Origin of the sequence: Azorhizophilus paspali (genome assembly GCF_043587585.2) — a bacterium.
Lineage (GTDB): Bacteria > Pseudomonadota > Gammaproteobacteria > Pseudomonadales > Pseudomonadaceae > Azotobacter > Azotobacter paspali.
On record NZ_CP171449.1, the window covers coordinates 3,675,565 to 3,702,469 of the forward strand.

At 65.1% G+C, this 26,905-nt stretch carries 26 protein-coding genes and 2 pseudogenes; 13 read left to right on the plus strand and 15 right to left on the minus strand.

Annotation, left to right across the window (positions count from 1 at the left end):
* Positions 1–9 precede the first annotated feature (9 nt).
* From rlmH to ACGI6K_RS17775, 4 genes are read right to left on the minus strand one after another with little or no spacing between them, the layout of a single operon-like run.
* Positions 10–477, minus strand: a complete 468-nt coding sequence (gene rlmH / locus ACGI6K_RS17760) for a 23S rRNA (pseudouridine(1915)-N(3))-methyltransferase RlmH (protein WP_376944848.1) — start codon at positions 475–477, stop codon at positions 10–12.
* A gap of 7 nt (positions 478–484) precedes the next feature.
* Positions 485–838: a ribosome silencing factor gene (gene rsfS, locus ACGI6K_RS17765; RefSeq protein WP_376944846.1), complete on the minus strand. Its 354-nt coding sequence runs from the start codon at positions 836–838 to the stop codon at positions 485–487.
* Positions 839–858: 20 nt separating this feature from the next.
* Entirely contained in the window at positions 859–1,503 is a 645-nt protein-coding gene (gene nadD, locus ACGI6K_RS17770; RefSeq protein ID WP_376944844.1) for a nicotinate-nucleotide adenylyltransferase, read from the minus strand.
* Positions 1,503–2,768 carry a glutamate-5-semialdehyde dehydrogenase gene (locus tag ACGI6K_RS17775; RefSeq protein ID WP_376944842.1) on the minus strand — a complete coding sequence of 422 codons (1,266 nt, stop codon included), beginning with the start codon at positions 2,766–2,768 and terminating at the stop codon, positions 1,503–1,505. Before ACGI6K_RS17775 ends, nadD begins: the two co-directional genes overlap by 1 nt.
* Before the next feature lie 182 nt (positions 2,769–2,950).
* On the opposite strand from ACGI6K_RS17775, the gene ACGI6K_RS17780 reads away from it, so the two are divergent.
* Both ACGI6K_RS17780 and ACGI6K_RS17785 read left to right on the plus strand, forming a co-directional pair.
* The gene (locus ACGI6K_RS17780; protein WP_376944840.1) at positions 2,951–4,270 is read left to right on the plus strand and encodes a bifunctional DedA family/phosphatase PAP2 family protein; all 1,320 of its coding nucleotides are present in this window, start codon (positions 2,951–2,953) and stop codon (positions 4,268–4,270) included.
* Between the two features lie 324 nt (positions 4,271–4,594).
* The gene (locus ACGI6K_RS17785) at positions 4,595–6,298 is read left to right on the plus strand and encodes a glycoside hydrolase family 13 protein (RefSeq protein ID WP_376944838.1); all 1,704 of its coding nucleotides are present in this window, start codon (positions 4,595–4,597) and stop codon (positions 6,296–6,298) included.
* 29 nt (positions 6,299–6,327) lie between these two features.
* Here ACGI6K_RS17785 and ACGI6K_RS17790 read toward each other — a convergent pair whose 3' ends face one another.
* From ACGI6K_RS17790 to ACGI6K_RS17800, 3 genes are read right to left on the minus strand one after another with little or no spacing between them, the layout of a single operon-like run.
* The gene (locus ACGI6K_RS17790) at positions 6,328–6,918 is read right to left on the minus strand and encodes an LON peptidase substrate-binding domain-containing protein (protein WP_376944836.1); all 591 of its coding nucleotides are present in this window, start codon (positions 6,916–6,918) and stop codon (positions 6,328–6,330) included.
* Positions 6,919–6,927: 9 nt separating this feature from the next.
* A complete protein-coding gene (locus ACGI6K_RS17795; protein WP_376944834.1) occupies positions 6,928–7,644 on the minus strand; it encodes an LrgB family protein in 717 nt (238 codons plus the stop codon).
* Positions 7,641–8,003 carry a CidA/LrgA family protein gene (locus tag ACGI6K_RS17800; RefSeq protein ID WP_376944832.1) on the minus strand — a complete coding sequence of 121 codons (363 nt, stop codon included), beginning with the start codon at positions 8,001–8,003 and terminating at the stop codon, positions 7,641–7,643. The genes ACGI6K_RS17795 and ACGI6K_RS17800 overlap by 4 nt, the downstream gene beginning before the upstream one ends.
* Positions 8,004–8,268: 265 nt before the next feature.
* On the opposite strand from ACGI6K_RS17800, the gene ACGI6K_RS17805 reads away from it, so the two are divergent.
* Positions 8,269–8,910: an oxidoreductase gene (locus tag ACGI6K_RS17805; protein ID WP_376944830.1), complete on the plus strand. Its 642-nt coding sequence runs from the start codon at positions 8,269–8,271 to the stop codon at positions 8,908–8,910.
* 289 nt (positions 8,911–9,199) lie between these two features.
* Here the strand turns inward: ACGI6K_RS17805 and ACGI6K_RS17810 are convergent, their stop codons facing one another.
* Both ACGI6K_RS17810 and ftsH read right to left on the minus strand, forming a co-directional pair.
* The gene (locus ACGI6K_RS17810) at positions 9,200–9,388 is read right to left on the minus strand and encodes an oxidoreductase-like domain-containing protein (protein ID WP_376944828.1); all 189 of its coding nucleotides are present in this window, start codon (positions 9,386–9,388) and stop codon (positions 9,200–9,202) included.
* Complete coding sequence (ftsH, locus tag ACGI6K_RS17815) at positions 9,385–11,235, minus strand: ATP-dependent zinc metalloprotease FtsH (RefSeq protein ID WP_376944826.1); 1,851 nt, start codon at positions 11,233–11,235, stop codon at positions 9,385–9,387. The genes ACGI6K_RS17810 and ftsH overlap by 4 nt, the downstream gene beginning before the upstream one ends.
* 237 nt (positions 11,236–11,472) lie before the next feature.
* Here ftsH and ACGI6K_RS17820 point away from each other — a divergent pair, with 237 nt between their 5' ends.
* From ACGI6K_RS17820 to arsC, 8 genes and pseudogenes are all read left to right on the plus strand, one after another.
* Positions 11,473–11,727 (plus strand): hypothetical protein, encoded by a 255-nt coding sequence (locus ACGI6K_RS17820; protein ID WP_376944824.1) that lies wholly within the window; start codon positions 11,473–11,475, stop codon positions 11,725–11,727.
* A 310-nt stretch (positions 11,728–12,037) separates the two neighbouring features.
* Positions 12,038–12,304 (plus strand): PDC sensor domain-containing protein, encoded by a 267-nt coding sequence (locus tag ACGI6K_RS17825; RefSeq protein WP_376944822.1) that lies wholly within the window; start codon positions 12,038–12,040, stop codon positions 12,302–12,304.
* Positions 12,305–12,322: 18 nt separating this feature from the next.
* Entirely contained in the window at positions 12,323–12,523 is a 201-nt protein-coding gene (locus tag ACGI6K_RS17830) for a hypothetical protein (RefSeq protein ID WP_376944820.1), read from the plus strand.
* 36 nt (positions 12,524–12,559) lie between these two features.
* Positions 12,560–12,940 (plus strand): annotated as a pseudogene (locus ACGI6K_RS17835) (GGDEF domain-containing protein); the annotation flags it as partial.
* A gap of 264 nt (positions 12,941–13,204) precedes the next feature.
* Complete coding sequence (locus ACGI6K_RS17840) at positions 13,205–13,534, plus strand: ArsR/SmtB family transcription factor (RefSeq protein ID WP_376944818.1); 330 nt, start codon at positions 13,205–13,207, stop codon at positions 13,532–13,534.
* Positions 13,535–13,546: 12 nt separating this feature from the next.
* Positions 13,547–13,978, plus strand: coding sequence for an ArsI/CadI family heavy metal resistance metalloenzyme (locus tag ACGI6K_RS17845; protein WP_376944816.1), 432 nt, complete (start codon positions 13,547–13,549; stop codon positions 13,976–13,978).
* Between the two features lie 57 nt (positions 13,979–14,035).
* The gene (arsB, locus tag ACGI6K_RS17850) at positions 14,036–15,073 is read left to right on the plus strand and encodes an ACR3 family arsenite efflux transporter (RefSeq protein ID WP_435576115.1); all 1,038 of its coding nucleotides are present in this window, start codon (positions 14,036–14,038) and stop codon (positions 15,071–15,073) included.
* 13 nt (positions 15,074–15,086) lie between these two features.
* Positions 15,087–15,509: an arsenate reductase (glutaredoxin) gene (gene arsC, locus ACGI6K_RS17855; RefSeq protein WP_376944812.1), complete on the plus strand. Its 423-nt coding sequence runs from the start codon at positions 15,087–15,089 to the stop codon at positions 15,507–15,509.
* Between the two features lie 42 nt (positions 15,510–15,551).
* On the opposite strand, the pseudogene ACGI6K_RS17860 reads toward arsC, so the two are convergent.
* The 5 genes and pseudogenes from ACGI6K_RS17860 to ACGI6K_RS17880 form a co-directional block, all read right to left on the minus strand.
* Positions 15,552–16,506 (minus strand): annotated as a pseudogene (locus ACGI6K_RS17860) (IS110 family transposase).
* Positions 16,507–16,732: 226 nt separating this feature from the next.
* A complete protein-coding gene (locus ACGI6K_RS17865; protein WP_376944810.1) occupies positions 16,733–18,505 on the minus strand; it encodes an aryl-sulfate sulfotransferase in 1,773 nt (590 codons plus the stop codon).
* A gap of 109 nt (positions 18,506–18,614) precedes the next feature.
* Positions 18,615–19,856: an aryl-sulfate sulfotransferase gene (locus tag ACGI6K_RS17870; RefSeq protein ID WP_376944808.1), complete on the minus strand. Its 1,242-nt coding sequence runs from the start codon at positions 19,854–19,856 to the stop codon at positions 18,615–18,617.
* Complete coding sequence (locus tag ACGI6K_RS17875) at positions 19,849–21,201, minus strand: aryl-sulfate sulfotransferase (protein WP_376944806.1); 1,353 nt, start codon at positions 21,199–21,201, stop codon at positions 19,849–19,851. Before ACGI6K_RS17875 ends, ACGI6K_RS17870 begins: the two co-directional genes overlap by 8 nt.
* 11 nt (positions 21,202–21,212) lie before the next feature.
* Entirely contained in the window at positions 21,213–23,576 is a 2,364-nt protein-coding gene (locus ACGI6K_RS17880; RefSeq protein ID WP_376944804.1) for a TonB-dependent receptor, read from the minus strand.
* Between the two features lie 183 nt (positions 23,577–23,759).
* On the opposite strand from ACGI6K_RS17880, the gene ACGI6K_RS17885 reads away from it, so the two are divergent.
* Together ACGI6K_RS17885 and ACGI6K_RS17890 are read left to right on the plus strand one after the other, a co-directional pair.
* Positions 23,760–24,713: a LysR family transcriptional regulator gene (locus ACGI6K_RS17885; RefSeq protein ID WP_376944802.1), complete on the plus strand. Its 954-nt coding sequence runs from the start codon at positions 23,760–23,762 to the stop codon at positions 24,711–24,713.
* Positions 24,714–24,866: 153 nt separating this feature from the next.
* Positions 24,867–25,919: an ABC transporter substrate-binding protein gene (locus tag ACGI6K_RS17890; RefSeq protein ID WP_376944800.1), complete on the plus strand. Its 1,053-nt coding sequence runs from the start codon at positions 24,867–24,869 to the stop codon at positions 25,917–25,919.
* Between the two features lie 57 nt (positions 25,920–25,976).
* Here the strand turns inward: ACGI6K_RS17890 and ACGI6K_RS17895 are convergent, their stop codons facing one another.
* On the minus strand, positions 25,977–26,873 hold the full coding sequence (locus ACGI6K_RS17895; protein WP_376944798.1) for a TauD/TfdA dioxygenase family protein: 897 nt from the start codon (positions 26,871–26,873) through the stop codon (positions 25,977–25,979).
* Positions 26,874–26,905: the final 32 nt, after the last annotated feature.

Genomic DNA, 26,905 nt, shown 5'->3' on the forward strand with positions numbered 1-26,905 from the left:
AAACCGCGGTCATTTGTGATACGGATGCCCGGACAGCAGGGTCCAGGCGCGATAGAGCTGCTCGCCGATGAGGATGCGGACCAAGGGATGCGGCAGGGTCAGCGGCGACAGCGACCAGCGCTGCTCGCTGCGCGCGCAGACCTCCGGGGCCAGACCTTCCGGGCCGCCGACCATAAGATTGACGGTGCGCGCGTCGAGCCGCCAGCGCTCCAGCTCGGCGGCCAGTTGCTCGGTGCTCCAGGACTTGCCGGCCACTTCCAGGGTGACGATACGCTCGCCCGGCTGCACCTTGCCCAGCATGGCCTCCCCCTCCTGGCGGATCAGGCGGGCCACATCGGCATTCTTGCTCCGCGTGTGCAGGGGGATTTCCACCAGTTCGAGAGCCAGCTCGGGCGGCAGGCGCCTGGCATACTCGTGCCAGCCCTCCTCCACCCAACGCGGCATGCGCGAACCCACGGCGATCAGGCGCAAACGCACGACGGTTTCATTCCTCGCCGTGCTGAGCCCGGCTCTGTTCCGCACCCTGCCAGAGACGCTCGAGATCGTAGAACTGGCGGGTGGCGACCTGCATCACATGGACCACCACGTCGCCCAGGTCGAGCAGCGCCCATTCGCCCCCCTCCAGTCCTTCGCTGCCGAGCGGACGCACGTCTTGCGCCTTGACCTTCTCCAGGACGTTTTCGGCGAGGGATTTCACATGGCGTCCGGAAGTACCGCTGGCAACCACCATGAAGTCGGTGACGCTAGTCTTGCCGCGCACATCGATGACGGTAATGTCCTTGGCCTTGAGGTCTTCCAGGGCATCGACCGCCAACTGGACCAATTGTTCGTTCTGCATGAATGACTCGTATGAATTGTTCAGTTCGACGCCGGGTACAACCCGTGCGCATGGATATAGGCCAACACCGCATCGGGTACCAGGAAGCGCACCGAGCGGCCGCCGGCCAGGCGCTCGCGAATCTGCGTGGCGGAAACCTCCAACGGCGTCTGCCAGACGAAGGCGATGCTCCCGCCCGGCCCGGCGAGGGCCTGCGGGTCGCCGACGCTGCGTGCCGCCAGCAGGTTGCGCAGCGCTTGTGGCGGCTCGCTGGCGGCATCCGGGCGCTGCAGGACCAGGATATGGCAGTGGTCGAGCAGTTCCCACCAGCGATGCCAGCCCGGCAGGCCGCAGAAAGCGTCCCAGCCGAGCAGGAGAAACAACTGGTCGTCCGGGGCCAGCTCGCCACGCAGGGATTCCAGGGTGTCAATGGTATAGGACGGTCGCTCGCGGCGAAGTTCACGGTCGTCCACGCGCAGTGGCGGCACGCCGTCGACCGCGCAACGGACCATCGCCAGGCGGTCGGCCGCCGATACCTGCGGCGACTGCCGGTGCGGCGGGTGGGCGCAGGGAATCAGGCGCAGCTCGTCGAGACCGAACTGCTCGGCGACCTCGAGGGCACCGCGCAGATGACCGATGTGGATGGGGTCGAAGGTGCCGCCGAGAATTCCGATCTTTTTCGCCATCAGCCGCGCACGTGGCCATCGCCAAACACGACGTACTTCTCGCTGGTCAGCCCCTCAAGACCGACCGGGCCACGGGCGTGCAGCTTATCGGTGGAAATACCAATCTCCGCGCCCAGGCCATACTCGAAGCCGTCGGCGAAGCGTGTCGAGGCGTTGACCATCACCGAACTGGAGTCCACCTCGGCGAGAAAGCGCCGCACGTCGGTGAAGCTCTCGGTGACGATCGCATCGGTGTGGTGCGAGCCGTAGCGGTTGATGTGGGCGATGGCCTCGTCCAGCGAATCCACCACGCGCACCGAGAGGATCGGTGCGTTGTACTCGCTGGACCAGTCCTCCTCGCTCGCCTCCAGCGTACCGGGGCCGAGCAGTTCGCGACTGCGCGGGCAGCCGCGCAGTTCGACGCCCTTGGCCCGGTAGATCTCGCCGAGCGGCGGCAGGGCGCGGGCGGCGATGGCAGCATGCACCAGCAGGGTTTCCATGGTGTTGCAGGGTGCGAAGCGCTGGGTCTTGGCGTTGTCGGCGACGCGAATCGCCTTGTCGAGGTCGGCGGCGCTGTCGATGTAAACGTGGCAAATGCCGTCCAGATGCTTAATCACCGGTACCTTCGCCTCGCGGCTGATGCGCTCGATCAGGCCCTTGCCGCCGCGCGGGACTATCACGTCGACGAATTCCGGCATGCCGATCAGCGCGCCGACGGCGGCGCGGTCGGTGGTCTCCACCACTTGTACGGCCGCCGCCGGCAGGCCGGCCTCGGCCAAGCCCAACCGGATACAGCGGGCGATCGCCTGGTTGGAGTGGATCGCTTCCGAACCGCCGCGCAGGATGGTGGCGTTGCCCGACTTCAGGCACAGGCTGGCGGCGTCGATGGTCACGTTCGGGCGCGACTCGTAGACGATGCCGATCACCCCCAGCGGCACGCGCATCTTGCCGACCTGGATGCCCGAGGGCATGTAGCGCATGTCGCGGATTTCGCCGACCGGGTCGGGCAAGCGGGCGACCTGGCGCAGTCCCTCGATCATTTCGTCGATGCGCGCCGGAGTCAGCGCCAGACGGTCGAGCATGGCCTCGTCCAGGCCGCCAGCGCGACCGGCCGCCAGATCCTGCGCGTTGGCCGCGGCGAGCGCCTCGCGGGCATCGTCCAGGGTCGCGGCGGCGGCCTCCAGGGCACGGTTCTTCTGCGCGGTGCTGGTGCGCGCGAGCACCCGCGAGGCTTCGCGGGCGGCGCGGCCCAGGCGGGTCATGTAGTCGAGCACGGACTCGGTCATGGTCTCGGGTCTGGCAGTCGGGGGAAAGCCGCTGATTATAGCGATACCGCCGCCCCGCGCCCAGCGGCCCGGGCACAAGGTCGCACCGCGCCGTACACGCGCCGGCCGGCGCGGCTGCTATCATGCGCGGCTCGGCGGTCCGGGAGCCGCCCCCACAGGACCATAACAAGGAGTGCCACTCGATGAGCGCATGGCTCGACAGCCTGACCGGCTGGCTGACCACTCACCCCGAATGGCTGGGACTGGCCATCTTCCTGATCGCCTGCTTCGAATGCCTGGCGATACTCGGCATCATCGTCCCCGGCACCGTACTGATGTTCGCGATCGCTGCCATGGCCGGCAGCGGCGCCCTGGGCCTCGGCCAAACCCTGCTGCTGGGCTATGCCGGCGGACTGCTCGGCGACGCCATCTCCTACGCCCTGGGCCGGCACTTCCACGAGGGCATCCGGCGCTTGCCCATCCTGCGCCACCATCCGGAATGGCTGGTCGGCGCCGAGGTGTATTTCCAGCGCTACGGCATCGTCAGCCTGCTGGTCGGCCGCTACATCGGCCCGCTGCGGCCGATGCTGCCGATGATCGCCGGCATGCTCGACATGCCGCTGCCGCGTTTCGCCGCCGTCAGCCTGCTGGCCGCCGCCGGCTGGTCGGTGGTTTATCTGCTGCCGGGCTGGACCACCGGCGCGGCGCTGCGCCTGCCGCTGCCCGAGGGTTTCTGGAGCGAAGCCGGGGCGCTCGCGGCGGGACTAGCGCTGGTCATCGGCCTGATCGTGCATACCAGCGTGCGCCGCCCGCGCTGGGCCACGCCGCTGGCCGCCGGCCTCTGCCTGGCGTCGCTCGGCACCCTGCTGCTGGGCTGGAGCCATCTGCACGAACTCGACCAGGGGCTGCTGGCGCTGATCCAGGAGCATCGCCACGCCGGCCTCGACCGGGCGATGGTGCTGATCACCCGCCTGGGCGACTTCGAAACCCAGCTCTACGCCGGCCTGCTGCTCGTCCTGCTGCTGCTGATCGTCCGGCAATGGCGCGCGGCCCTGTTCGCCAGCATGACCTTGCTCGGCACGGCCCTGGCCAACGGTGGCCTGAAGCTGCTGTTCGCCCGCGGCCGCCCGGAAGTCCTGCTCGAGCCGCTGCACAGCTATAGCCTGCCCAGCGGACACAGCTCGGCGGCCTTCGCCTTCTTCCTCACCCTGGGCGTCCTCGCCGGCCGCGGCCAGACGCCACGGATGCGCCTGACCTGGCTGCTGCTGGCCTGCCTGCCGGCAATGACCATCGCCTTGTCGCGCGTCTACCTGGGCGTGCACTGGCCGACCGACATCGTTGCTGGCGCTCTGCTCGCCAGCAGCCTCTGTGCCCTCAGCCTGGCCCTGGTGCAACGACGGACCCCGCTCGAGAGACTCGACGCACGCACCTGGTGGCTGGTCCTGCCGCTGTGCCTGGCGCTGCTCGGCGGCATCGCCATCCACGCGCTACCCGAAGCCCTGGCGATGTACCGCTATCGCTGAATTACGGCTTCCGTCTCGAACTCCCGCACTCCGCCGCCTCGAGCCGGGCGCCGGAGCGGCGGCATGCAAACATGATGAATCGTTTCATCCGAGCGAAACACAGGATATATTCCTCCAGAAGCATGGGGAGATCGCCGAGGTCCCTCCCCGTCCGCCTCGCTATGGCCCCGGCCGCAAGCGGGAAGCGCCGAACAATAAGAACTCAAACCCCGGAAAGGAAACGTCATGCAGACGGCAAGCTTTTGCAGAACCCTGTCGAGTGCCATGCTCGGCACTCTAGTCATATTTCAAACAGCGATGGGCACTCCGAACGCAGGCAGCGACATGGCGCGAGAAGACGTTGTGGAAACTTTGGCCGCCCGCCCCGGCGCACCCTGGTGGAAGGAAGCGGTCGTCTACCAAGTCTATCCGCGCTCGTTCAACGACACGAACGGTGACGGCATCGGCGACCTGAACGGCATCACCGCGAAGCTGGATTACCTGAAGACGCTGGGTGTCGACACGATCTGGCTGAGCCCGCACTTTGACTCGCCCAACGCCGACAACGGCTACGACATCCGCGATTACCGCAAGGTGATGAGCGAATTCGGCAACATGGACGACTTCGAGCGCCTGCTCGCCGAGATGAAGAAGCGCGACATGCGCCTGATCATCGATCTGGTGGTCAATCACAGCAGCGACGAGCATCGCTGGTTCGTCGAGAGCCGCCAGTCCAAGGACAACCCCTATCGCGACTACTACATATGGCGCGACGGCAAGGACGGCGCTGCGCCGAACAACTATCCGTCGTTCTTCGGCGGCTCGGCCTGGAAGAAGGACGAGGCCACGGGGCAGTACTACCTCCACTACTTCGCCGACAAGCAGCCCGACCTGAACTGGGAAAACCCCAAGGTCCGCGCCGAGGTCCACGACATTATGCGCTTCTGGCTGGACAAGGGCGTGTCCGGCTTCCGCATGGACGTGATTCCCTTCATCTCCAAACAGGACGGCCTGCCTGACCTGCGTCCGGAAGCCCTGGCCCATCCCGAGTTCGTCTACGCGAACGGCCCGCGCATCCATGAGTATCTCCAGGAAATGAACCGCGAAGTCCTGTCCCGCTATGACGCCATGACGGTCGGCGAAGCCTTCGGCATCACCTTCGAGCAGGCACCGCTGTTCACCGACGCCCGCCGTCATGAACTGAACATGATCTTCCATTTCGACCTGGTGCGGCTGGACCGCGACGGCTGGCGCAAAAAGGACTGGACGCTGCCCGAGCTCAAGGCGACCTACGCGCGGATCGACCACACCGGCGGCAAGCATGGCTGGAACGCCAGTTTCCTGGGCAACCACGACAATCCCCGTGCCGTTTCCCATTTCGGCGACGACAGCCCCGAATGGCGAGCCGCCTCGGCCAAGGCGCTGGCGACCATGATGCTCACCCAGCGCGCTACGCCCTTCCTCTACCAGGGCGACGAACTGGGCATGACCAACTATCCCTTCCGTAGCATCGAGGACTACGACGATGTCGAAGTGAAGGGCCAATGGCACGACTTCGTGGAAAGCGGCAAGGTGTCGGCGGACGAGTATCTCGCCCACCTGCGCCAGACCAGCCGCGACAACGCCCGCACCCCGATGCAGTGGAGCGACGCGCCGAACGGCGGCTTCACCACCGGCAAGCCCTGGCTTGCGGTCAACCCGAACTACGGGCAGATCAATGCGGCATCCCAGGTCGAGGATCCCGGCTCGATCTACCATCACTACCGTCGCTTGCTGGAAGTGCGCCGCCAGATTCCCGCGCTCATCCACGGACAGTTCCGCGATCTCGATCCGGCCAATCCCAAGGTCTTCGCCTACACGCGCACGCTCGACGACAAGCGCTATCTGGTGCTGATCAACTTCACCCGCGAGACAATCGCCTACGACCTGCCGGAAGGACTGCGGATCGCCGCCACGCTGCTGGACAACGACGTCGCGCGGCAGTCGGTGCAACCCGATGCCGCGAGCGTATCGCTCCAGCCCTGGCAGGCGACGATCTACCAGCTCTGACCGGCCTTTTCCCCATAGAGGCGGCCGGCTCAGTCCGGCGCCTCGCCCTGCAGGCGCTCGAGCAGTTGCCGGATATAGGCCAGGCGCCGCGCCGGCGCCGCCATCGCCAGAAGCTTCAGTTTCTCCTCGGCCTCGAACGGCAGCAGGTAGCCCAGCCGGTTGGCCAGCACCTGCTGATCCGCGGCCGTACCGTCCATGCCCAGAGCCTCGACCAGTGGGTGCCGTGCCAGCGCCTGCAACAGCGCGGTCAGGTCGGCGTGCTCGGCGGCCAGTGGCGACGCCTTGGCTTCGTGCAGCCAGTCGACCTCGGCGACGGTCAACTGGTCGCGCCGTACCTCGGCGCGATTGACCCGAAAACGCCGCGCGCCCTCGACGCGGATTTCCAGCACCCCGTCGGGACGCCGCTGCCAGTCGCGGATCAGCGCCTCGCAGCCGATCGCGGCGAAGCGGCCGGCCGCCTGGCCGACCTCTTCGCCCTCGAGGATGCACACCACACCGAACCCCGTGTCCTGGCGCAGGCAGCGGCTGAGCATGTCCAGATAACGCGCCTCGAAGATCGACAGATCCAGTCGGCAGCCGGGAAACAGTACCGTGTGCAGGGGAAACAACGGAAAGTCCATCGGCCTTCCTCAAGCGACCATGGCTACGCCCAGGGGCAGCAGTATGGCGGTGAACCCTCCCATCAGGCTCATCCCCAGGGCAGCGAAGGCGCCACATTCCTCACCCTCCTGCAATGCCCTGGAAGTACCCACCGCATGGGAAGTCAGGCCCAGGGCCATGCCCAACGCCGCGGGATGGCGCACTCCGCAGCGGCGCAGCAGAACGGGGCCGCACACCGCGCCGAGGATGCCGGTGATGAGCACGAACACCGCCGCCAGGCCGGCCACGCCGCCGATCTGCTCGGATACCAGCATGGCGATCGGCGAAGTGACCGATTTCGGCGCCAGGGTCATCAGCATCAGCCGCTCGGTGCCGAACAGCCAGGCTAGCCCCACGCCCAGCAGGGTGGTGAAGAAGCCGCCGATCAGCAGGGTCAGCACCACTGGCCAGAACAGCAGGCGAATGCGCTTCAGGTTGAGAAATAGCGGCACGGCTAGCGCCACCGTGGCCGGGCCGAGGAACAGGGTGAGAATCTTCGCGTCGTCGCGGTAGCTCGCATAGTCCACCCCGCAGACCGACAGCACACCGATCACCAGCAGCATCGACACCAGTACCGGTTGCAAGAACACCCAGCGAGTCTTCTCGTAAGCGACCACCGCCACTTGGTAGGTGCCGAGAGTGATGCCGAAAGCGAACAGCGGATGCTGTACCAGTGCCTGCCAGGCGCCCTGCCAGTCGAAGCTCATGCCTCGCCCTCCTTGCGCGCCTGACGGTCGATCAGCCGTTGCATCAGCCAGCCGACGAAGGCCAGCGATGCCAGCAGGGACAGCAGCAACACCCCGGCGATGGCCCAGAAGTTGGCGGCAATATCCCCGATATAGGCCATCACCCCCACCGCCGGCGGTACCAGCAGCAGCGGCAGGTAGTGCAGGAGGCTGCTGGCGGCCTCCTGTACCGGCGCGCTCACCTCGCCGCGCCAGACCAAATAGACGAACAACAGCAGCAGCCCGACGATCGGCCCAGGCAGCATGGGCAGGCAGAGCGCCTGGATGGCCGTGCCGAGCAATTGGAACAACACCAGCCAGGTGAGGCCTCGCAGCAGCATATGAACCTCCATAATCGGGGCGACGCCTGAAAAATTCCGCCGGTGCAGGATAAGCTCCGGGATAGACGGCCGGGAAAGGCCTCATTATAGGCAGGCAAAGCCGTTCGCCATAAAGCGCAATGGCCCGCCGGCTTCTGCTGGGCAGGGACGAGGGGTTTGAGCCACACTAGAACCCATGACAACAAGCGGAACGCCAGTACTGGCCGGTGCATGGAACGCACGTGCGCCAGTTTTCCGACAGCTCACCTTGCGCGAGGATCGCTCCATGTACCTGACTCCTCAGCACATCCTTATCGCCGGTGCCACCGGCTTGGCTGGCAAGCATCTGCTCGATCGCCTGCTCACCGAGCCGACCATCGCCCGGGTGCTGGCGCCCACCCGCCAGCCCCTGGCCGAGCATCCGCGCCTGGAAAATCCTCAGGGTCCGCTCGCCGAGTTGCTGCCGCGCCTGAGCGGGCCGGTCGACACCGCCTTCTGCTGCATCGGTAGCAGCGCCGAGCAGGCCGGTTCCCAGGAGGCCTTCCGCGCCATCGACCACGACCTGATCCTGGCCTTCGGCGGCCGCGCCCGCGAAATGGGCGCCCGTCACCTGCTGGTGATCAGTGCACGGTGCGCCGATCCCCGCTCGTCGCGCGCCTACTGCCAGGTCAAGGGAGAAATGGAGGAAGGCCTCAAGGCCCAGGGCTGGCCGCAACTGACGATCGCCCGGCCGACCCAGTTGCTCGGCCCGCGACGCGAACTGCGCCTGCTCGACCAACTGAGCGACCCGCTGCTGCGCCTGACGCCCGGCCATTACCGCGCCATCGATCCCTGCGCTCTGGCCCGCGCCCTGTGGCGCCTGGCCCTGGAGGAAGAAGACGGGATACGCGTCGTCGAGGCGGAGGAACTGCACCGGCTGGGACGCTAGCCAGGCTCGCGGACAGGACGTTCGCGCCGGACGGACTCGGCGCGGGCCTGGTCGCAGGGCTGCGGGGAGGAAAACCGCGCTGGCGGCCAAGGCCTCGCCGTTATCCAACCGACGAAACTTCCCTGCCGGGGACCTGGGGAGCGAGGCTGACGCCACCCAGGCACGAGCGACTTCATCCGCGATGCTCCCGTTTTTGCCGATCATCGCGGATGAGTTCGCTGCTTGTCCCTGTCGGCAAGCAGCCGACCGAGGTTCGACCAGGAACCGAAAACCGCGCAAAAGCCGGGCGCTACTTTTCCGCCGGCTCGCGAGCATGGCGAACCTGCCACTCGGACAGCGCCCGGGCGTACTCGGCGCGGGCCTCGTTGTACTGTTCCCAGATGCAGGCCTCGCCGCAGCCGCTCTCGCAGCATTCGCCCTCCAGGGGCGGCTCGGGCGGCAACGGAGGAGGATCGTCGTACGGCTGTTGATCGTTCATTGCGGTATCGCTCCGGATGATTCGGCGGTAGTGCCCTGCCCCTTACCGACCAGCTCGGCCAGTTGCTCGGCATCCAGGGTCTCCTCCTCCAGCAGGCGCCGGGCGCTGTACTCGAGCAGCGCCCGGCGCTCCTCCAACAGCTTCACGGTACGCTCGAAGGCGTGCTCGACGATCGCCTGCACCTCGGCATCGATGGCGGTCGCGGTGGTCTCGCCGTATTCGTGGCGAGGCGGCAGCCCGTACATCTGCTCGGCACCCAGGAAGCTGCGCTGCTCGCGCTCCAGGCTGACATGGCCGAGGCGCTCCGACATGCCGTAGCGAGTGACCATGGCACGGGCGATGTCGGTGACCTTGGCTAGGTCGTCGGCGGCGCCGGTGGAGAAGTGGGAAAACACTATCCGCTCGGCCGCTCGGCCGCCGAGCAGCACCGCCATCTTGTTCTCCAGCTCTTCGCGGGTCATCAGGAAGCGGTCTTCGGTAGGCCGCTGGATGGTGTAGCCGAGCGCACCCATGCCGCGCGGAATGATCGAGACCTTGTGTACTGGGTCCATCCCCGGCAGGGCCATCGCTACCAGTGCGTGCCCCATCTCGTGGTGGGCGACGATTTCTCGCTCCTTCAAATTGAGCAGGCGGTTGCGCTTTTCCAGGCCGGCGATGATGCGCTCGATGGCCGCGGTGAAGTCGTCCATGGTCACCGCGTCGGCACGTCGACGGGTGGCGAGCAGGGCCGCTTCGTTGACCAGATTGGCCAGGTCGGCACCGGTGAAACCGGGGGTCAGTGCAGCGATCTGCTGCGGATCGACATCGGCCGACAGCCGTGCCTTCTTCAGGTGTACCTGGAGAATCTGTACCCGCCCGGCCTTGTCCGGCCGGTCGACCAGCACCTGGCGGTCAAAGCGGCCGGCGCGCAGCAGCGCCGGATCGAGGATTTCCGGACGGTTGGTGGCGGCCAACAGGACTAGCCCGCTGGAGGTGTCGAAGCCATCCAGCTCCACCAGCAACTGGTTGAGGGTCTGCTCCTTCTCGTCGTGGCCGCCGCCCAGCGGGCCGACGCCGCGGGCCCGGCCGAGGGCGTCCAGCTCGTCGATGAAGATGATCGCCGGGGCCTGTGCCCGGGCCTGCTCGAACAAGTCGCGGACCCTCGCCGCACCGACGCCGACGAACATCTCGACGAATTCCGAGCCGGAAATGGAGAAGAACGGCACCTTCGCCTCGCCAGCCACTGCCCGCGCCAGCAGGGTCTTGCCGGTGCCGGGCGGACCGATCAGCAGCACGCCCTTGGGCATGCGTCCGCCGAGGCGACCGTAGGCCTGCGGGTCCTTGAGGAAATCGACGATCTCCTTGAGCTCATCCTTGGCCTCATCGACCCCGGCCACGTCGGCGAAGGTCACCTTCATATCGGTCTCGACGTAGACCTTCGCCTTGCTCTTGCCGATCTGCATCATGCCGCCGCCGAGGCCGCCACCGATGCGCTTGAGCAAGAACAGCCAGAGGCTGAAGAAGATCAGCGCCGGCACGGTCCAGGACAACAGGTCGCGCAGCAGGGTGCTTTCGATCTTGCCGGCATAGCGCACCGGATATTGCTGCAGGTGCTCGGCCAGTTGCGGCTCGATGCGGATGGCGACGAAACGGGTCTGGCCGCCGGGCAGCGGCTCCTTGAGCGTCCCCTGGATCTGCCGATCGGTGACCGCCAGCTCCTCGATCCGCCCTTCCTTGAGGTACTGCTCGAACTCGCTGTAGGGAATCTGCGCCACCTGCTGGTGCTCGGTCAGCAGGCTCTGGATGAGCACGACCCCCAGCACCGCGAGGAACCAGTAACCAATATGGAACTGCGCCTGTTGTTTCACTATGCCTCCGATCGATGTCCGCCCGCTTCCTGCGAGGCTCACTGGTGCATTATCTGCGCAGCGGACGGAAAGCGGGCAAACCGGACGATCTTTCTGACCTTTGCATCATCGGTCCGGATCGACAATAGCCACATGCCATTCCGACAACGGCGCGCCACGGATACCCTGACGCCCCTTACACAGGAAGCGATGCCAGCCTCCACGGAAGGGGAACGGCCTGCCCCTGCCAGACCACCCATGCCTATCCACACCCGGCCCGACCTCCACCGCCTGATTCTCCTGGCTAGCCTGGCGATCGCCCTGTTCAGCTTCATCGACAGCCTCCATGCCAGCTACCGGACCCAGCATGACCTGCTGATCCGCCATACCCTGGAGTCCAACCGCGTCTACGCCGCCAAGCTGCGCCAGGCCACCGAGAAGCTGCTCGACGACATGCATCAGGAACTGGCCTACAGCACCGACCAGTTGAAGGACCGGATGAATCGGCCGTAGCGCCTGGCCGACGGACCGAACGTCTGATCCGGCAGAACCGCCATTTCAACACAGCCGTCGTGATCCGCCACGACGGCAAGGTATTGGCCCAGGGCAATCGCATGAAATGTCTTTCCGATATCGGACTGGAAAGATTGTGTGCCTGGTCGTTCCGGCGTGGTCTTCAAATCCGGTGCATCGGCTGCTTGCCGAGGGGCTGGATACTTCCTGTTTCGGCCCCCTGGCCGAAATGGGGACTGTCCGGCTACTCGGCAAGCAGCCATGCCAAGGATCACACAATCTTTCCAGTCTGGTATCAGACGAGCGCTTCATGCGATTGCCCTGGGTATTGGCCACCTCGCCCGAGAGCCTCGGCCTGCTTGGCCGGACGGTCGACAACACGGGCGTACGGGAGGTCCTGGAAAAACGCCGCCCGCCGATCAGCGCCCCCTACATCAGCGCCAAGAACAGACTGGTGGTGTTCATCTCGCAACCAATCTTCGCCGACAACGGCACTCACCAGGGCTATATCGGCGGCAGCATCCACCTGCAGCACGGCAACATCCTGCACACCCTGCTCGGCGAGCACTTCCATTAGGACGGTTCCTACCTCTATGTGATCGATCGCAATCGCCGGCTGATCTACCACCAGGACCGGGGACGGGTCGGCGAGATCGCCGTCGACAATCCGGTAGCCGAGCGGGTGATCCGCGGCGAAGAAGGCAGCCAGGCGCTGCTCCATCAACGCCTCGGCAAGCTCAGCCAGGAAAGCCTGACCGACCCGCTGATCGGCCTGGCCAACCGTCGCTGCCTGTAAGCCTAACTGGAACGCTGGTAGCAGCAGCGCCAGCCCTTCGCGGTCATCGCCCTCGACATCGACCATTTCAAGCAGGTCAACGACAACCACGGGCATGAATCCGGCGACCGCGTGCTGCAATATCTTGCCCGGCAGATGAACGACTGCTCGCGCGCCAGCGACCTGCTCTGCCGCAACGGCGGCGAGGAATTTTTCATGTTGCTGCCGGGCGCTGGCCTGGAAGCGGCCCGCCAGGTCGCCGAGCGGGTCCGAGCCAGGACGGGCGCGGCCAACGGCGAGGACTGTCCGAGCGTCACCGTCTCGGCCGGCGTGGCGCACTGGCCGGATAGCTCCGCCAGCACCGAGGAGGTGCTCAAGCGCGCCGATGCGGCGCTCTACCAGGCTAAGCACGCCGGCCGCAACCGGGTGGTGAGTTAGAAGCGGCCTTTCCAAGGGCTTTGCCTGAATGCCCCGGCGGCCTGTCCGCAAAAGCCGGACGGGGTCCACCCGGATGGGTGGCGACCGGAGCCAAGGCATCGCCAATGAATTCGCTCCCACCCAAGCGCTGTCGACCTCGCTATTTCAGCCTTCCGACCGAGAAAGGGTGAGCAACTGTCTTGCAAGTCAAGCGTTTCAAGCGAGCAGGCTTGCTCTAGCAATGGTCACCCCACAACTATTCAATGATTGATGTATTATTGAATAATGAATGAAACCCAAGCTGTTTCCGCCCTCGGTGCTCTGGCTCACGCCCAGCGCCTGCGTGTGTTCCGCGCCCTGGTCGTCGCCGGCCCCGGAGGGCTCACGCCCAGCGTGCTGGCCGACCAACTCGACGTGGCCCGCAACGCGCTGTCCTTCCACCTGAAGGAGCTGGCCCATACTGGCCTCGTCACGGTCGAGCAGCAGGGCCGCAATCTGATCTACCGCGCCGACTTCTCCCAAATGAATGGGTTGCTCGGCTACCTGACCGAGCACTGCTGCCAGGGCGGCATGTGCGAGGTCACCGATGCTTCCCGCGCATGTACCTCCTGCTGAGAGGATTTCCCCATGAAACGCTTCCACGTCCACCTGCACGTCGATGACCTGAACCGAAGCATCGGCTTCTACTCCCAGCTTTTCGCCGCGCAGCCGGCTCGCATCGAAGCCGATTACGCGAAGTGGATGCTCGAAGACCCGCCGGTGAACTTCGCCATCTCCACGCGCGGCAGCAAGCCGGGCATCGACCACCTGGGCATCCAGACCGACGACGCCGAGGAACTGGCGGTGCTCAAGGCCCGCGCCGAGGCGGCCGACATGGCGCTGCTGGACGAAGGCACCACAACCTGCTGCTACGCGCGCAGCGAGAAACACTGGGTCACCGACCCGCAGGGCGTGGCCTGGGAGCATTTCCACACGCTGGGCAACATTCCGGTCTCCAACGAAGCGCAGCAACCCGCGCCCGCGGTCGCCCCGGCCTGCTCCCGTTCTTCCTGCTGCTGACCCGAGCCGCCCATGACGCAAGCCACCACGGCCGGTCGCGCGCCGGCCGTATCCTCCATGAGCGTCTTCGAGCGCTTCCTGACCATCTGGGTGCTGCTGTGCATCGTCGCCGGCATCGCCCTGGGCCAGTTCGCGCCGGGCGTGTTCCAGGCCATCGGCCGTATGGAAGTCGCCCAGGTCAATCTGCCCGTAGGCCTGCTGATCTGGGTCATGGTCATTCCGATGCTGCTCAAGGTGGACTTCGGCGCGCTGGGCCAAGTACGCCAGCACTGGCGCGGCATCGGTGTGACGCTGTTCGTGAACTGGGCCGTCAAGCCGTTCTCGATGGCGCTGCTTGCGTGGATTTTCATCCGTCAAGTCTTCGCCCAGTGGCTGCCTGCCGATCAGCTCGACAGCTATGTCGCCGGGCTGATCCTGCTGGCCGCCGCGCCCTGCACGGCGATGGTGTTCGTCTGGAGCCGGCTGACGGGCGGCGATCCGGTGTTCACGCTGTCGCAGGTGGCGCTGAACGACACCATCATGGTGTTCGCCTTTGCGCCCATCGTCGGCCTGCTGCTCGGGCTGTCGGCCATCACGGTGCCGTGGGACACGCTGCTGGTGTCGGTGGTGCTCTACATCGTCGTACCGGTCATCCTGGCGCAGCTCTGGCGCCGCGCGCTGCTGCGCCGGGGCCAGGCCGCGTTCGATGCCGCGCTGGCGCGCATAGCCCCGCTGTCCATCGCTGCGCTGCTGCTCACGCTGGTGCTGCTGTTCGCCTTCCAGGGCCAGGCCATCCTGCGGCAACCGCTGGTGATCGCCATGCTGGCGGTGCCTATCCTGATCCAGGTGTTCTTCAATTCCGGGCTGGCCTACTGGCTCAACCGCCGGCTGGGCGAGCAGCACAGCATCGCCTGCCCTTCGGCGCTGATCGGTGCAAGCAACTTCTTCGAGCTGGCCGTGGCCGCGGCCATCAGCCTGTTCGGCTTCCAGTCCGGCGCGGCGCTGGCTACCGTGGTCGGCGTGTTGATCGAAGTACCGGTGATGCTGCTGGTGGTGCGCGTGGTCAACCGCTCGCGCGGCTGGTACGAATGCGGCCCGAACCCCTCTACCCGATAAGCAGTCCATTCCCATGAGCACCATCACGATCTACCACAACCCCGCCTGCGGCACGTCGCGCAACGTGCTAGCCCTGATCCGCAACAGCGGCGAGGAGCCCACGGTCATCGAGTATTTGAATACGCCACCCGACCGCGCCACGCTGGTCAAGCTGCTGGCCAATGCGGGCCTGAGCGTGCGTGACGTGCTGCGCGAGAAGGGAACGCCCTACGCGGAACTCGGCCTGGCTGACCCGAAGTGGAGCGACGAACAACTGATCGACTTCATGCTCCAGCACCCCATCCTCATCAACCGGCCCATCGTGGTCACCCCGCTGGGCACGCGCCTGTGCCGCCCCTCGGAAACCGTGCTGGACATCCTGCCGCAGCTGCAGCGCGGCGCGTTCAGCAAGGAGGACGGCGAAGTGGTGGTGGACGCCAAGGGCCGCAGGGTCTGACACCTTCCGCGCAGACGGTGAGGCAATCTGCATCCACCGTTTTCAGATCTGTGCCAGTTGGTCACTCCATGGGTGCCCGCTTCTGACCATGGCATTCATGATGATCAGCAGCTTGCGCATGCAAGCCACGATGGCAACCTTCTTCGGCTTGCCAGCCGCCAGCAGGCGCTCATAGCACTGCCGTATCACGGCGTTAAAGCGCATGGCGACGATGGCGGCCATGTACAACGCACTCCTAACCGTGGCCCGCCCACCGCAAATGATGCGTTTGCCACGAACCTGGCCCGAGTCCCGGTTCATCGACGCAACACCTACCAGCGCGCAGATCTTTGGCCTTGAGTTGGCCAAGTTCCGGCAGCTCGGAAATCAGCGTCGCAGCCGTCGCGGGGCCAACGCCCTTGACGCTCTTGAGCAATGCGGCCAGATCGGACTGGTATTGAGCCAGATGCTCCGCAATCCTTCGATCCAGCGTCTCTAGCTGCTTCGCCAGCACATCCATCAGCTCCGCAATATCCTGCACCACTTCCGCATGCGCCATGTGTTTGCGTTGGCGTTCGCTGACCAGCAGGCACACCAACTGCCGACGCCGAAGCACCAACGCATGCAGGTGTTGTTGTGCCTGGTCTGGCATCGGTTTGATGAAGCGATCCCGATCAGGGCGCTGATTCAGCACCTGTGCCAACTCCGCCAGCATCCTGGCATCCACGCTGTCGGTCTTGACCAATCTCCCCATGGCCTTGGCGAAGTCCCGGGCCTGCCGAGGGTTGATGACGACGACGGCGAATCCCGCAGCCTGGAGAGCGCAAGCACAGGCCAGTTGGTACTGCCCGGTCGCTTCCATCACGATCAGCGAGACCTGATGGCTCTTCAACACTTCGATCAACGCTTGATGCCCTGCACCATCGTTGCTGAATATGGCCGTGGACTGCTCCTGCCCGATGGCTACATCCATGGTCTTCTTTGAGATGTCGATACCGACTGCAATTTGATTGGCCATGATCCCTGTGTCCCTTCCTTGCAAATGCGAACGGCGTTCAAGCAACTGTTCGGGCTTTCAGAGATCGGACGCAAGCATGCGCCCAGGACTCACGCACGGGTTCTAGAGACACCGAGGGATGACGGGCTACATGCTGCGGCCAACCCCGAACCCTGACAGGTTCGGGCGTGACGGCATCGCCGAACACGCACCTCAAAGATACAAGGGATTTTCGAAAGGCTGCGGTTCAGAACACCCGCTCCAGATCGATCACCAGCGCCCGGTAACCGACGTTGCCCGGCTGGCCGCTGACCACACGAAATTCGCTAAGCACTTCCTGGGTGCCGTACTTCACTTCGCTGAGCACCGGCCGGGTCAGCCGCTGTGGTGTCAGATGCCCGACCGCCGCCGAGTAGATCAGCAGGGTGTCGGATTCCGGGCGGTACTCCACCACCGAGGTGATCGGGCTGTACCAGGCGTCGCCGCGCTCCTTGCCGAACTCCCAGAGTTGCTGCACGGTGCCCTTCTTCTCGTCTATGCGGTATTCCACCGCCCGGCTGTAGTTGCCTTCCAGGCGGGTGGGCGCCAGGTTGCGGCCCCAGCCGTTATCGAACACGGTGAGCGTTCCCTTGCTGCTGAGCCAGGCGGTGTGCTGGGTCCAGGACCAGTCGAAGCCTTCGGGATAACTGCCGTCGGGATTCTGCGCCAACACCTCGCCAGCGGCGTTTACCGGCGTAAGCACCTTGGCCCGCAGGGCGCTGCTCCATCCTCGCGGATCGGCCAGCAGCCATTTCACCTGTTTGTCGCGCCCGATCTTGGCCACCCCCTGGTGACGGGCGGAGACGATGATGCTGTCGTCGGCCGGATCGTGCTCGATGGCGTTGACGTGGGCCCAATTGCGCCCGGTGCCGACACCGGGAGTGTCGCCGAACGGCAGGACATCGCCTTCGTTACGTTCGTTGCTCAGCAGATCGTCACTTCTGGCGACGCCCTCGGGCAGCAACACTGCGGCCCGTCCTAGGGTGTGCAGCAGTTCGGCGCGATAGGGGTCGAGGATTCGATTCAGGTCCCAGAAGTCCACCACATCGCCGTTCTGGTCGACTTCCAGGATGTGGTCGCGGATCGAGCGCACCCGCTTTCCGTCGGCGCGACGATAGTCGCTGGTACCGACCCGCAACAGGTAGGTACCTTTTTCGGTCTCGCGGATCTCATGGGAGAAGTCGGCGAACTTCTCCGGCAAGGTGCGCGCCCAGATCGTGCGGCCCAGCAGGTCGTGCTTGTAGTAGCGCTGGCCCTGGCCCCAGATCAGGTGGCCGTCGCGGGTCTGCTGGAAGCCCATGCTCGCCCCCAGCCCATCCTTGCGGGTGGAGTCGTGGATCTGTTCGATGTCCAGGTACCAGCGCACGTCGCCGTTGCTGTCGGCGATCCAATTGATCCCCACCGAGTCCCACTCGGCGGCGCCGCCCGGAGCGTTCCACCTCAGCAGGCGGTTGCTACCGGGAATCTCGGTGAGCAGGTGGTTGAACAGGTACAGGCGCTTTTTCAGGTGCGGCGCAACCTTCAGCGGCTCGACCCGTGGCAGCGCGCTTTCCTGACTGGCCACCACCGGCAGACGCACCGCCGGAGCATAGATGAAGTAACGCTCGCGAATGCGTTCGCCGTCCAGGCTGTAGGCCACCTCGACTTCGTTGCGATGGTCCGGGTAGAGACCGAACACCGGGATGCCGCCGTGGGTCCAGAGAGTGCGATCCTCGACCGCGTAATCGATGTCCACCCCTCCCTCGCCGCGTCCTTTGACCCGCACCCGCGCCTGGGAGATGCGCTGGCCCCCGTCGCGGATGACGGCGGTCAACGGAGCCAGGCGGTACGGGTTGACGACGATGGCGCCCAGCTTGGCGTCGTCGCTGTCAGGAATTCGGGCAGTCAGGCAGGCGCCTTTGGGCAACGCCTGTTCGGTCTGTGCGCCGAGCTCCGGATGGGTGGAGGACGGTGGGGAGCTGTGTTGTTCAAAATGGCTCATGGTGGTTTCCTTGGATTGGCATGCTTGCACGGGAAAACCGGCTCGGAGAACGCCTCGGGCGCGTCGAACGCCTGCAGCGGCGCCCGGAAGCCGAACCGGCAGGGGAAACTCAGTGGCCGACCGGGTCATCCGGAACCCAGGCGAAGGGCACCGGCTGGGCGCGATAGACGAAATTGCTCCGGCAGCCACCGAGGAAGTCGCCAAAATAGGGACTGATGTATTCCCAGACGATCTCGCTGTCCGAGGTGACCTGGAAGATGCGCCCGGTCATGCCCTCGTCGATCAGGGTGTTGCCGTTCGGCAGGCGTCGGGCGCTGCTGATGAAGGAGCTGTAGAAATTCCAGACCGGCTGGCCGGAATCGAGCGCGCTGTACTGCCAGACGATCTCCTTGCGGATCGGGTCGATCTCCAGCACCCGCGAACCGGGCATTACCCCCAGGTGTACCGGCGGATAGCCGGACCCACCCTGGTTATCGAATACCAGCAGGTTGCCGGCACCGGGCAGACCTTGGGGGATCAAGTGGGCATCGTGGAGTCCCGCCAACTGGTCGACCGGACGCGGCAGCCGTGGAGAAAACTGGTTCTCCCGAGTCAGCCGCGGGTAATTGGGTCCCAGGTTCCACACCACCTTGCCGCTTTGCTTGTCGACGATGGCGATGAAATTGGCCTCGCGGGAATCGATGATCAGGTTGTCCGGATGAAAACGCGCATCGCCTTGCTCATGCCACTTGTTCGGCCCCAGCACCTTGAGGTTGTTCAGGTGCAGGTAGTCGGCATGTTCTGTGTTGCGTACCAGCTCCAGTTGCTCGGGCGTGAAACCGAACTCCTGCAGATGTTCCGAGGCCAGCCATTGCCACACCACGCGACCTTGCGGATCGACCTCGTAAATGATGTCGTCGATGCTTTCGTCCAGACGGAAACCGGGAATCCGCTGCAGCTTGTTGGCCAGCAACAGGGTGTTGCCGTTGGCCAGGCGCTGCCAGTCGTGGTGCTGGCGCGCCGAACCGCCCGGCGCCTGATCGCCCCAGATCCATACCGGTCGGCCGTGCCAGTCCAGTTCGGCAATCGCGTGGACGTTCAGGCCGTTGCCGAGCGCGCGCGGGTCCTGCTGCCGGCGCAACTCGTAGCGCACCAGCACATGCCCCTTGCGGCCGCCGTTCATGGCCGGGTCGATCAGGGCAGTGGGCTGGCCGTAGTAGTCCCAGCGATTGATTACCCGGCCTTGCAGATCGATCAGGTAGCTGCGCTGGTCCAGGGCGGCGAACAGGACGTAACCCTGCCAGGCCTTGTCGGGATCGTAACGGGTCACGCCACTGGGATAGACTGCCGGGACGCGGGGACTGTCAGTCATGGCCGGCATCCTTCTGGCCGATGTGGAAAGCCCCCAGCTCTGGCGGCACGACCGCCCGCTCGCTGCGCGGCGTGCCTTCGGGCACCCAGTCATAGGGCACCGGCAGGGCTCGGTAGATCCAGTTGCTCCTGGCATCGCCGCCCGGCGCCTTGCCGAAGTAGGGGCTGACGTATTCCCAGACGATCTCGCCCGCCGGGGTGACCTGAAACACGCGGCCGAACTTGCCCTCGTCGATCAACGTGTTGCCATTGGGCAGGCGCCGCGCGCTGCTGATGAAGGCGCTGTAAAAGGCCCAACCCGGCTGGGCGGAATCGGCGGCGGTGTATTGCCAGACGATCTCGCCCTTGATCGGATCGATTTCCAGCACCCGCGAACCGCTCAGAAGACCCAGCGGCGCACGTGGGTAGCCGGCCTCGCCCCGGTTGTCGAACACCAGCAGGTTGCCGGCACCGGGTAGGCCGGCGGGAATGATATGGGCATCGTGCTGGCCGATGAACTGGTCCGCCGGGCGCGGCACCTTGGCCGGCGCACGCCAGTCGAGTGGCGGCAGATCGGGTCCGAGCCGCCATGCCACTTTGCCCGTGGCCTTGTCGATGATGGCGATGAAGTTGCCCTCGCGGGAGTCGACCACCAGATTGTCCGGGTGGAAGCGCTGGTCGCCGCCATCGAACCACGTGTTGGGACCGACCGGGGCCAAGTTGTTGATGTGCAGCACGTCCGGGTTCTTGCTGGCGCGCACCAGTTCCAGTTGCTCGGGCGTGAAACCGAACTCCTCCAAATGTTCGGAGGCGGTCCAGGACCACACGATGTTGCCCTCGGGGTCGACCTCGTAGATCGCATCGTCGATCACTTCGGGTACGGCGAAGCCCGGAACCGGGTGCAACTTGTTGGCTAGCACCAGAGTGTTGCCATTGGCCAGCCGGCGTTGGTCATGGTGCTGGTGAGCGGCGCCGCCCGGCGCCTGTGCCCCCCACTGCCAGACGGCTTCGCCGTTCCAGTCCAGTTCTCCGATCGTCCTGTTACGCAGGCCGTTGCCCATCGAGGCCAGCTTACCCGGCTCGGCCACCGCCTCCAGTTGCACAAAGATATGGCCGCGCTTGCCGCCGATGAGCCGCGGGTCGATCGGGGTGGCCGGGAAGCCGGCCTTGTCCCAGCTACGTACCAGGTTGCCGTTCATGTCGATCAGTCGGGTCTGCTGGTCCGGAGCGCTGAAGATCACGTAGGTGTTGTGGGCCTTGGCCGGGTCGTAGAGGGTCACGCCGGTGGGATAAACGCTGGGCGCGGCGGCGATGGCGGTACTGACCAGGGCGACGGAAAGCGCCAAGGTTTTGCGCATGGCATGCATGGATGAACTCCTCAGAAGTCGTAGCGGGCGGTCAGGCCCAAAGTGCGCGGCGTGCCGAGCACGCCGGCGTAGCCGCCGTTGGCGGAATTCCACAGGCTGGTGTAATAGGTCTTGTCGAAGGCGTTCTTCAGCCACAGCGAGACATCCCACTGGCCGTCGCCCAGGTCGCCACGCAGGCCGCTGGACAGGTTGACCACCGCATAGCTGGGAATCTGGCCGTATTCGGAATCGTCGATGGTTCCGACTGCCCGGTAGCGGAAGGCGTAACTGGCGTTCAGGTAGGGTTGCAGGCCATTGTTCAGCGCCCACTGATAATGGCCGTTGAGGTTGGCGATCCAGCGCGAGGCGCCGACCACGCGATGACCGGTGAGATCGCAGGAAGCCGGGGCTTTGCTCCGCAAGCCCACCTCGGGCGGACAGGGCGCGTCCTCGTACTTGGTGTAACGGACGTCGTTGTACGAGCCGTTGGCGTTGATCGTGAGCCCCCGCAGCGGTCGCCAAGTGGTTTCCACCTCAAGGCCACGCGAGCGCACATCGCCCGCATTGGTCAGGTACGAAGTGCGCGTCGCATGGTCGTAGGCATTGGCCTGATAACCGTGCACCTGGGTCCAGAAGACGTTGGCGTTGAACAGCAAGGTGCCATCGAGCAACGTGCTCTTGAAACCCAGCTCGGCGTTGTTGACCCGCTCCGTGCCCACCAGCAGCGAATCCGCACCGGCGCTGGGGGCACTGCCCACGGTCAGGTTGACGCCGCCGGATTTCTCGCCATGAGACAAGGACGCATAGCCGAGCCAGCGGTCGCTGAAGCGATAGCTCAGGCTGAGCAGGCCGGACGGGCTGAAGGTGTATTGGCTGAGATCGCCGGAATCGTAGGCCCCGGCCCGGTTGTTGCGCTGGGTGGCCGCCGCCCCGCTCACCGCGTCGCCGCCGCGTGGAGCGTCGCGCCTTACCCAGGAGTCCTTCTCCTCATAGGTGCCACGGATGCCGATGGTCAGGTCCAGCCTGGGAGTCAGGTGCCAGTTGCCCTGGGCGAACAGCGCATAGCTGTCGGTCTCGATGTGGCCGTCGCCGATGCTGGTGACGTTGGCCAGCGCGCCGCTCACAGTGCCGTTCCAGATGTCGGCCAGCGGGCCGTAATAGTTGAATGACTTGTTGTCCAGATCCTGCTTGAACCAGTAGGCCCCGAGCACATAATCGAAGGCGTCGCCCGTCGGCGAGGCCAGGCGGATCTCTTGCGAATACTGCTTGTCGCGCACCTCGACGCCGGCGTTGATCGAGGCCGGAACGTTCAGTCCGTCGTCGTTGCGCGGGGTGAAATCCCACCAACGGTAGGCGCTGATCGAGGTCAGGGTGAAATCGTTGGGCAGGGTCCAGTTGGCCTCCAGGGAAGTGCCGCCCTGGAACACGGTGACCTGCTGATCGGAATCGAAGTCGACCTTGCGCGCCCTGGCCTTGACCAGCCTGGCGCCCGCCGCCGCCGCGCGCTGCTCGTAGCGGTTGACGCCGTCGATGGTCGGGCCGGTGCTGTAGAGGGTGAGAACGCCGTTGTCGGAGTCCTCCTCGTTGTATTCGCCGATCCAGCGCAGGTTGAAGGTTTCGCTCGGCCGCCAGAGCAACTGGCTGCGCAAGCCCTGGCGCGCACCACCGTTGAGATCGTCGCCGTCGTGAATGTTCTTCACGTAGCCGTCGTCGCGGGTGCGGTAGGCCGACAGACGCCCCGCCAGCGTGTCGTTCAAGGGGCCAGAGACGCTGCCCTTAATCTGGAAATAACCGTCCTCGCCACCGGAAATCTCGACGCTGCGCTCAGGGTGGAAAGTCGGCTTGCGGGTGCTGATGTTGACCACCCCCGCCGTGGTGTTCTTGCCGAACAGCGTGCCCTGCGGACCGCGCAGCACGTCGATCTGTTCCACGTCCAGCAGGTCGAACACGGCCATGCCGGGGCGCCCCAGGTAGACGTTGTCCAGGTAGGTCCCGACCGCCGGCTCCAGCCCGTCGCTGGCCGGGTTGTTGCCCAGGCCGCGGATCGAGATGCTCGACTGACGCGCGTGAACGTAAGAGACATTCACGCTGGGCACCAACTGCTGCAGATCCTGCACGCGGTAGATACGCTGATTCTCCAGGGTCTGCCCATCGAGCACGCTGATCGGCGTCGGCACGTCCTGGGCGCTTTCCTCGCGGCGCCGGGCATTGACGGTAACGGCTCCCAGGCGCGGCTCTTCGCCGGCCTGTGCGCTCCGGACCGGAATCGGATCGTTATCGGTGTCGGCCAGAACTACCGAATCCGGTATCAGGCTGGTACCGCTCAACAGCAGCACGGCGTACAGCTGGTTCGGCCTGGCGAAGGCGTGGGGTCTCCTGCGGGGTTGCAAAACCATGAAATGCTCCTTGAAAGATCCAGCGAGCATTCCCGATGGCGGAAATGTATCGAAACGGCACCCTTATTACATAAAAATATATAAATATCGAAAATTTATATTTTTAGGAAATAAGCTCGTGCCTTTATAAAAAACGTCTCCCCTTGCAGCAATTGCATTTGATCGAAAGTTTCCATGTAGAAAATGCATATCGACCTTCGCCAGCTCCGCCACTTCGTGGCTCTCGCCGAGCACCGCAGCTTCGTTGCCGCCGCTGCGGCGGTGAACCTGTCCCAGTCCGCCTTCAGCCGCAGCATCCAGTCCCTGGAACACAGTGCCGGCTTCCAACTGGTCGACCGGGGTAGCAAGGATCTGCCGCCGACCCAGCGGGGTCTGGTGCTGCTGGAGCATGCCCGGCGTTTGCTTCGCCAGGCCCAGGAACTGGACGACGAGATCGGCCGCCTGAACGGCGCCGAGAGCGGTGCGTTGCGCTTCGGCTGCGGGCCTGCGCCGGCGGCGCAACTGGTGCCCCAGGCAGTGGCCGGCTTCATCGCCGACTATCCCAGGGCACAGGTGAATTTCCAGGTCGATAATTGGCAGGAGCTGCATGCGCGCCTGATCGCCGGCGAAATTGAATTCTTCGTCGCCGACACCCGTCGCTTCGAGGCCGACCCCGACTACCGGGTGGTACGCCTGCAACCGCAGCGCTGGACGTTCTGCTGCCGGGAAGATCACCCACTGGCGCAAACCGGGGCGCCGACCTGCCGGGAGCTGTTCGCCTTCCCGCTGGCCACCACCTTCCGTCCGCCGAACATTCGCAAGGTATTGGTGGATTACAGCGGTCGACGTGACTTCCAGCCCGCCGTGGAGTGCGAGCACTCCTACGCGCTGCTCAACGTGGTGCTGCATTCGGATGCCATCGGCATTGGCAATGCGCTCAACCTGGAGCCCTACATCCTGCGCGGCAACCTCAGGCTCCTGACCCCGCGGGATCTGCCCGAGCATCTGGAGGAGCTGCACACCCGCTACGGAATCGTCAGCCGCAACGGGCGCACGCTCTCGCCGCTGGCCCAGGCGATGATCGCCCGCATCGAACACACCGACCGCGCGCTCACGGAACGGTTGTCCGGCCTGCCGTCGACCGGTTTCGACGCCTGACCGCGGGCGGTGGGATATGCACGTCACGCATATGAAATATTCCCATAATGCGATTGCCGTCTTCCGGAGACCGGTCCTGAAATAAAAAACATCGCAGATGGCAGGCGTGGCCCCCGGCTCGCCGTTTTCGTCAACCGTTCTCCGGAGTGTTCCATGAGCCGCATCCGCACCCTCCTCGCCGGCGCCCTGCTGGGCTTGTCCGCCTCCATCGCCCAAACCGCCGAACAACCGGCCAGCATTCGCATCGGCGCGCCGGACCAAAGCGCCGGCGCCAAGCCCTTCACCTCTGGCCTATTGGGCCTGGCGCATATTCGCGGGCAACTGGAAAAGGCCTTCGCCGCCGACGGCGTGAAAATCGAATGGCACTTCTTCAAGGGCGCGGGTCCAGCGGTCAACGAAGCTTTCGCCAACGCTCAACTGGATTTCGCCGGACTCGGCGATCTGGCCGCGATCATCGGCCGCGCCAGCGGCCTCGACACCCGTCTGATCCTCGGCGGACGTGGCGCCAACATGTACCTGGCGGTAACTTCGGAATCGGCCATCCGCAGCCTGGCCGACCTGCGCGGCAAGCGGGTTTCGGTCTACCGTGGCACCGCCGACCAGTTGTCCTTCGCCCGCGCCCTCGACGGCGCCGGTATCCAGGAACGCGACCTGAAGATCGTCAGCCTCGACTGGAGCGCCGCGCGCGCCGCCTTGGCCGCCAGACAGATAGACGCCACCTGGTCCGGCATGGGCGTGCTCGCCCTGCGCAAACAGGGTATCGAGTTCCCGTTCGGTACCAAGCAATTATCCCTTGCCGCCACCACTCAGACCGGGGTTGTCGCCAGCGCCGACTTCATCCGTCGCTACCCCGAGGCGACCCAGAAACTGGTAGATGTGCTGGTTGAAAACGCCACCTGGATCTCCGCCACGGAGCATCTGAACGAGTACATCGGATTGCTGTCCGGGCAGAGTTCGATTCCCGCGGAACTCTTCGCGGGCGAATTCGAAGGAGACGACCTGCGTTTCCGAAATTCGCCACGGCTGGACGGCTTCCTGCGTGCCAGCTTCCAGGACAGTGTCGAACGGGCCGCAGGACTACGCCTGATTCGCCAACCGTTTCGCGTGGACGACTGGGTGGAGCCGCGCTTCGTCGACAGCGCCATCGAACGCCGGGGATTGCAGGGCTTCTGGCCCGACTATGATGCCACTGGCCATGCCGAATGAAGACGTGCTTGAAGGAGGAAAGGCCGGGAAACCTCTCCTCCCCACGTCCCGCCGGGATCAGCCCTTGCGCACGGTCTGGCTGCGGCGGCCGTCCACGCTCACCGGCACTTCGCCAGCTACGGTCGCCCGGCGTACCAGGCGGTTTTGGGTACCATAGTCGTCCACCGCGCGATGCAGAGTGGCGCGGTTGTCCCAGATCGCCACGTCACCGGCACGCCAGCGCCAGCGCACGGTGTTTTCCTCACGGGTGGCGTAGCCCTGGAAAATATCCAGCAGCCGCTGTGAGTCGGCTTTCGACAGACCCTTGACGCGTTTGATGAAGTTGCCGACCAGCAGGCTCCGCTCACCGTTCTGCGGATGCACGCGTACCAACGGATGTTCGGTTTCGTAGAGGGTGGAAGTGAATACCCGGCGATATTCGGCCAGCACCGTCGGATCGATATCCGGTTTATTGATGGCGCTGTAGTCGTACTCGTTGCTGTGCACCGCCCAGAGCCTGTCGGCCAGTTCGCGCAGTTCGGCCGGTAGGTCGTCGTAGGCGGTGGCCGTGTTGGCCCAGAGGGTGTCGCCGCCGAAAGCCGGAGCCACCAGCGAGCGTAGGATGCAGATCTTGGGATAGTCCTCGACGAAGGTCACGTCGGTATGCCAGGAATTGGCCCGGCGCGTGCTGTCCAGCTCCAATAGGCAGCGGGAACCTTCGCGCACCGGTACGGTGGGATGGGCGGCCGGGTCGCCGAACAATTCGGCCAGCCCTTCCTGTTCCGCATCGTCCAGGGTCTGGTCGCGGAAGAACAGCACCTTGTAGCGCAGCAGAGCGTCCTGGATGGCGTCCAGGGTGGCGGCATCCAGTCCGGCGGAGAGTTTCACTCCGCGAATCTCGGCGCCGATGCGGCCAGTGATCGGCTGGATGTCGAGCAGATCGTTGGACTCCAGGTTCAGTGCGGCATTGCTCATGGGAGTATTCCTTCTGTTTGGGTGGTTGTGAA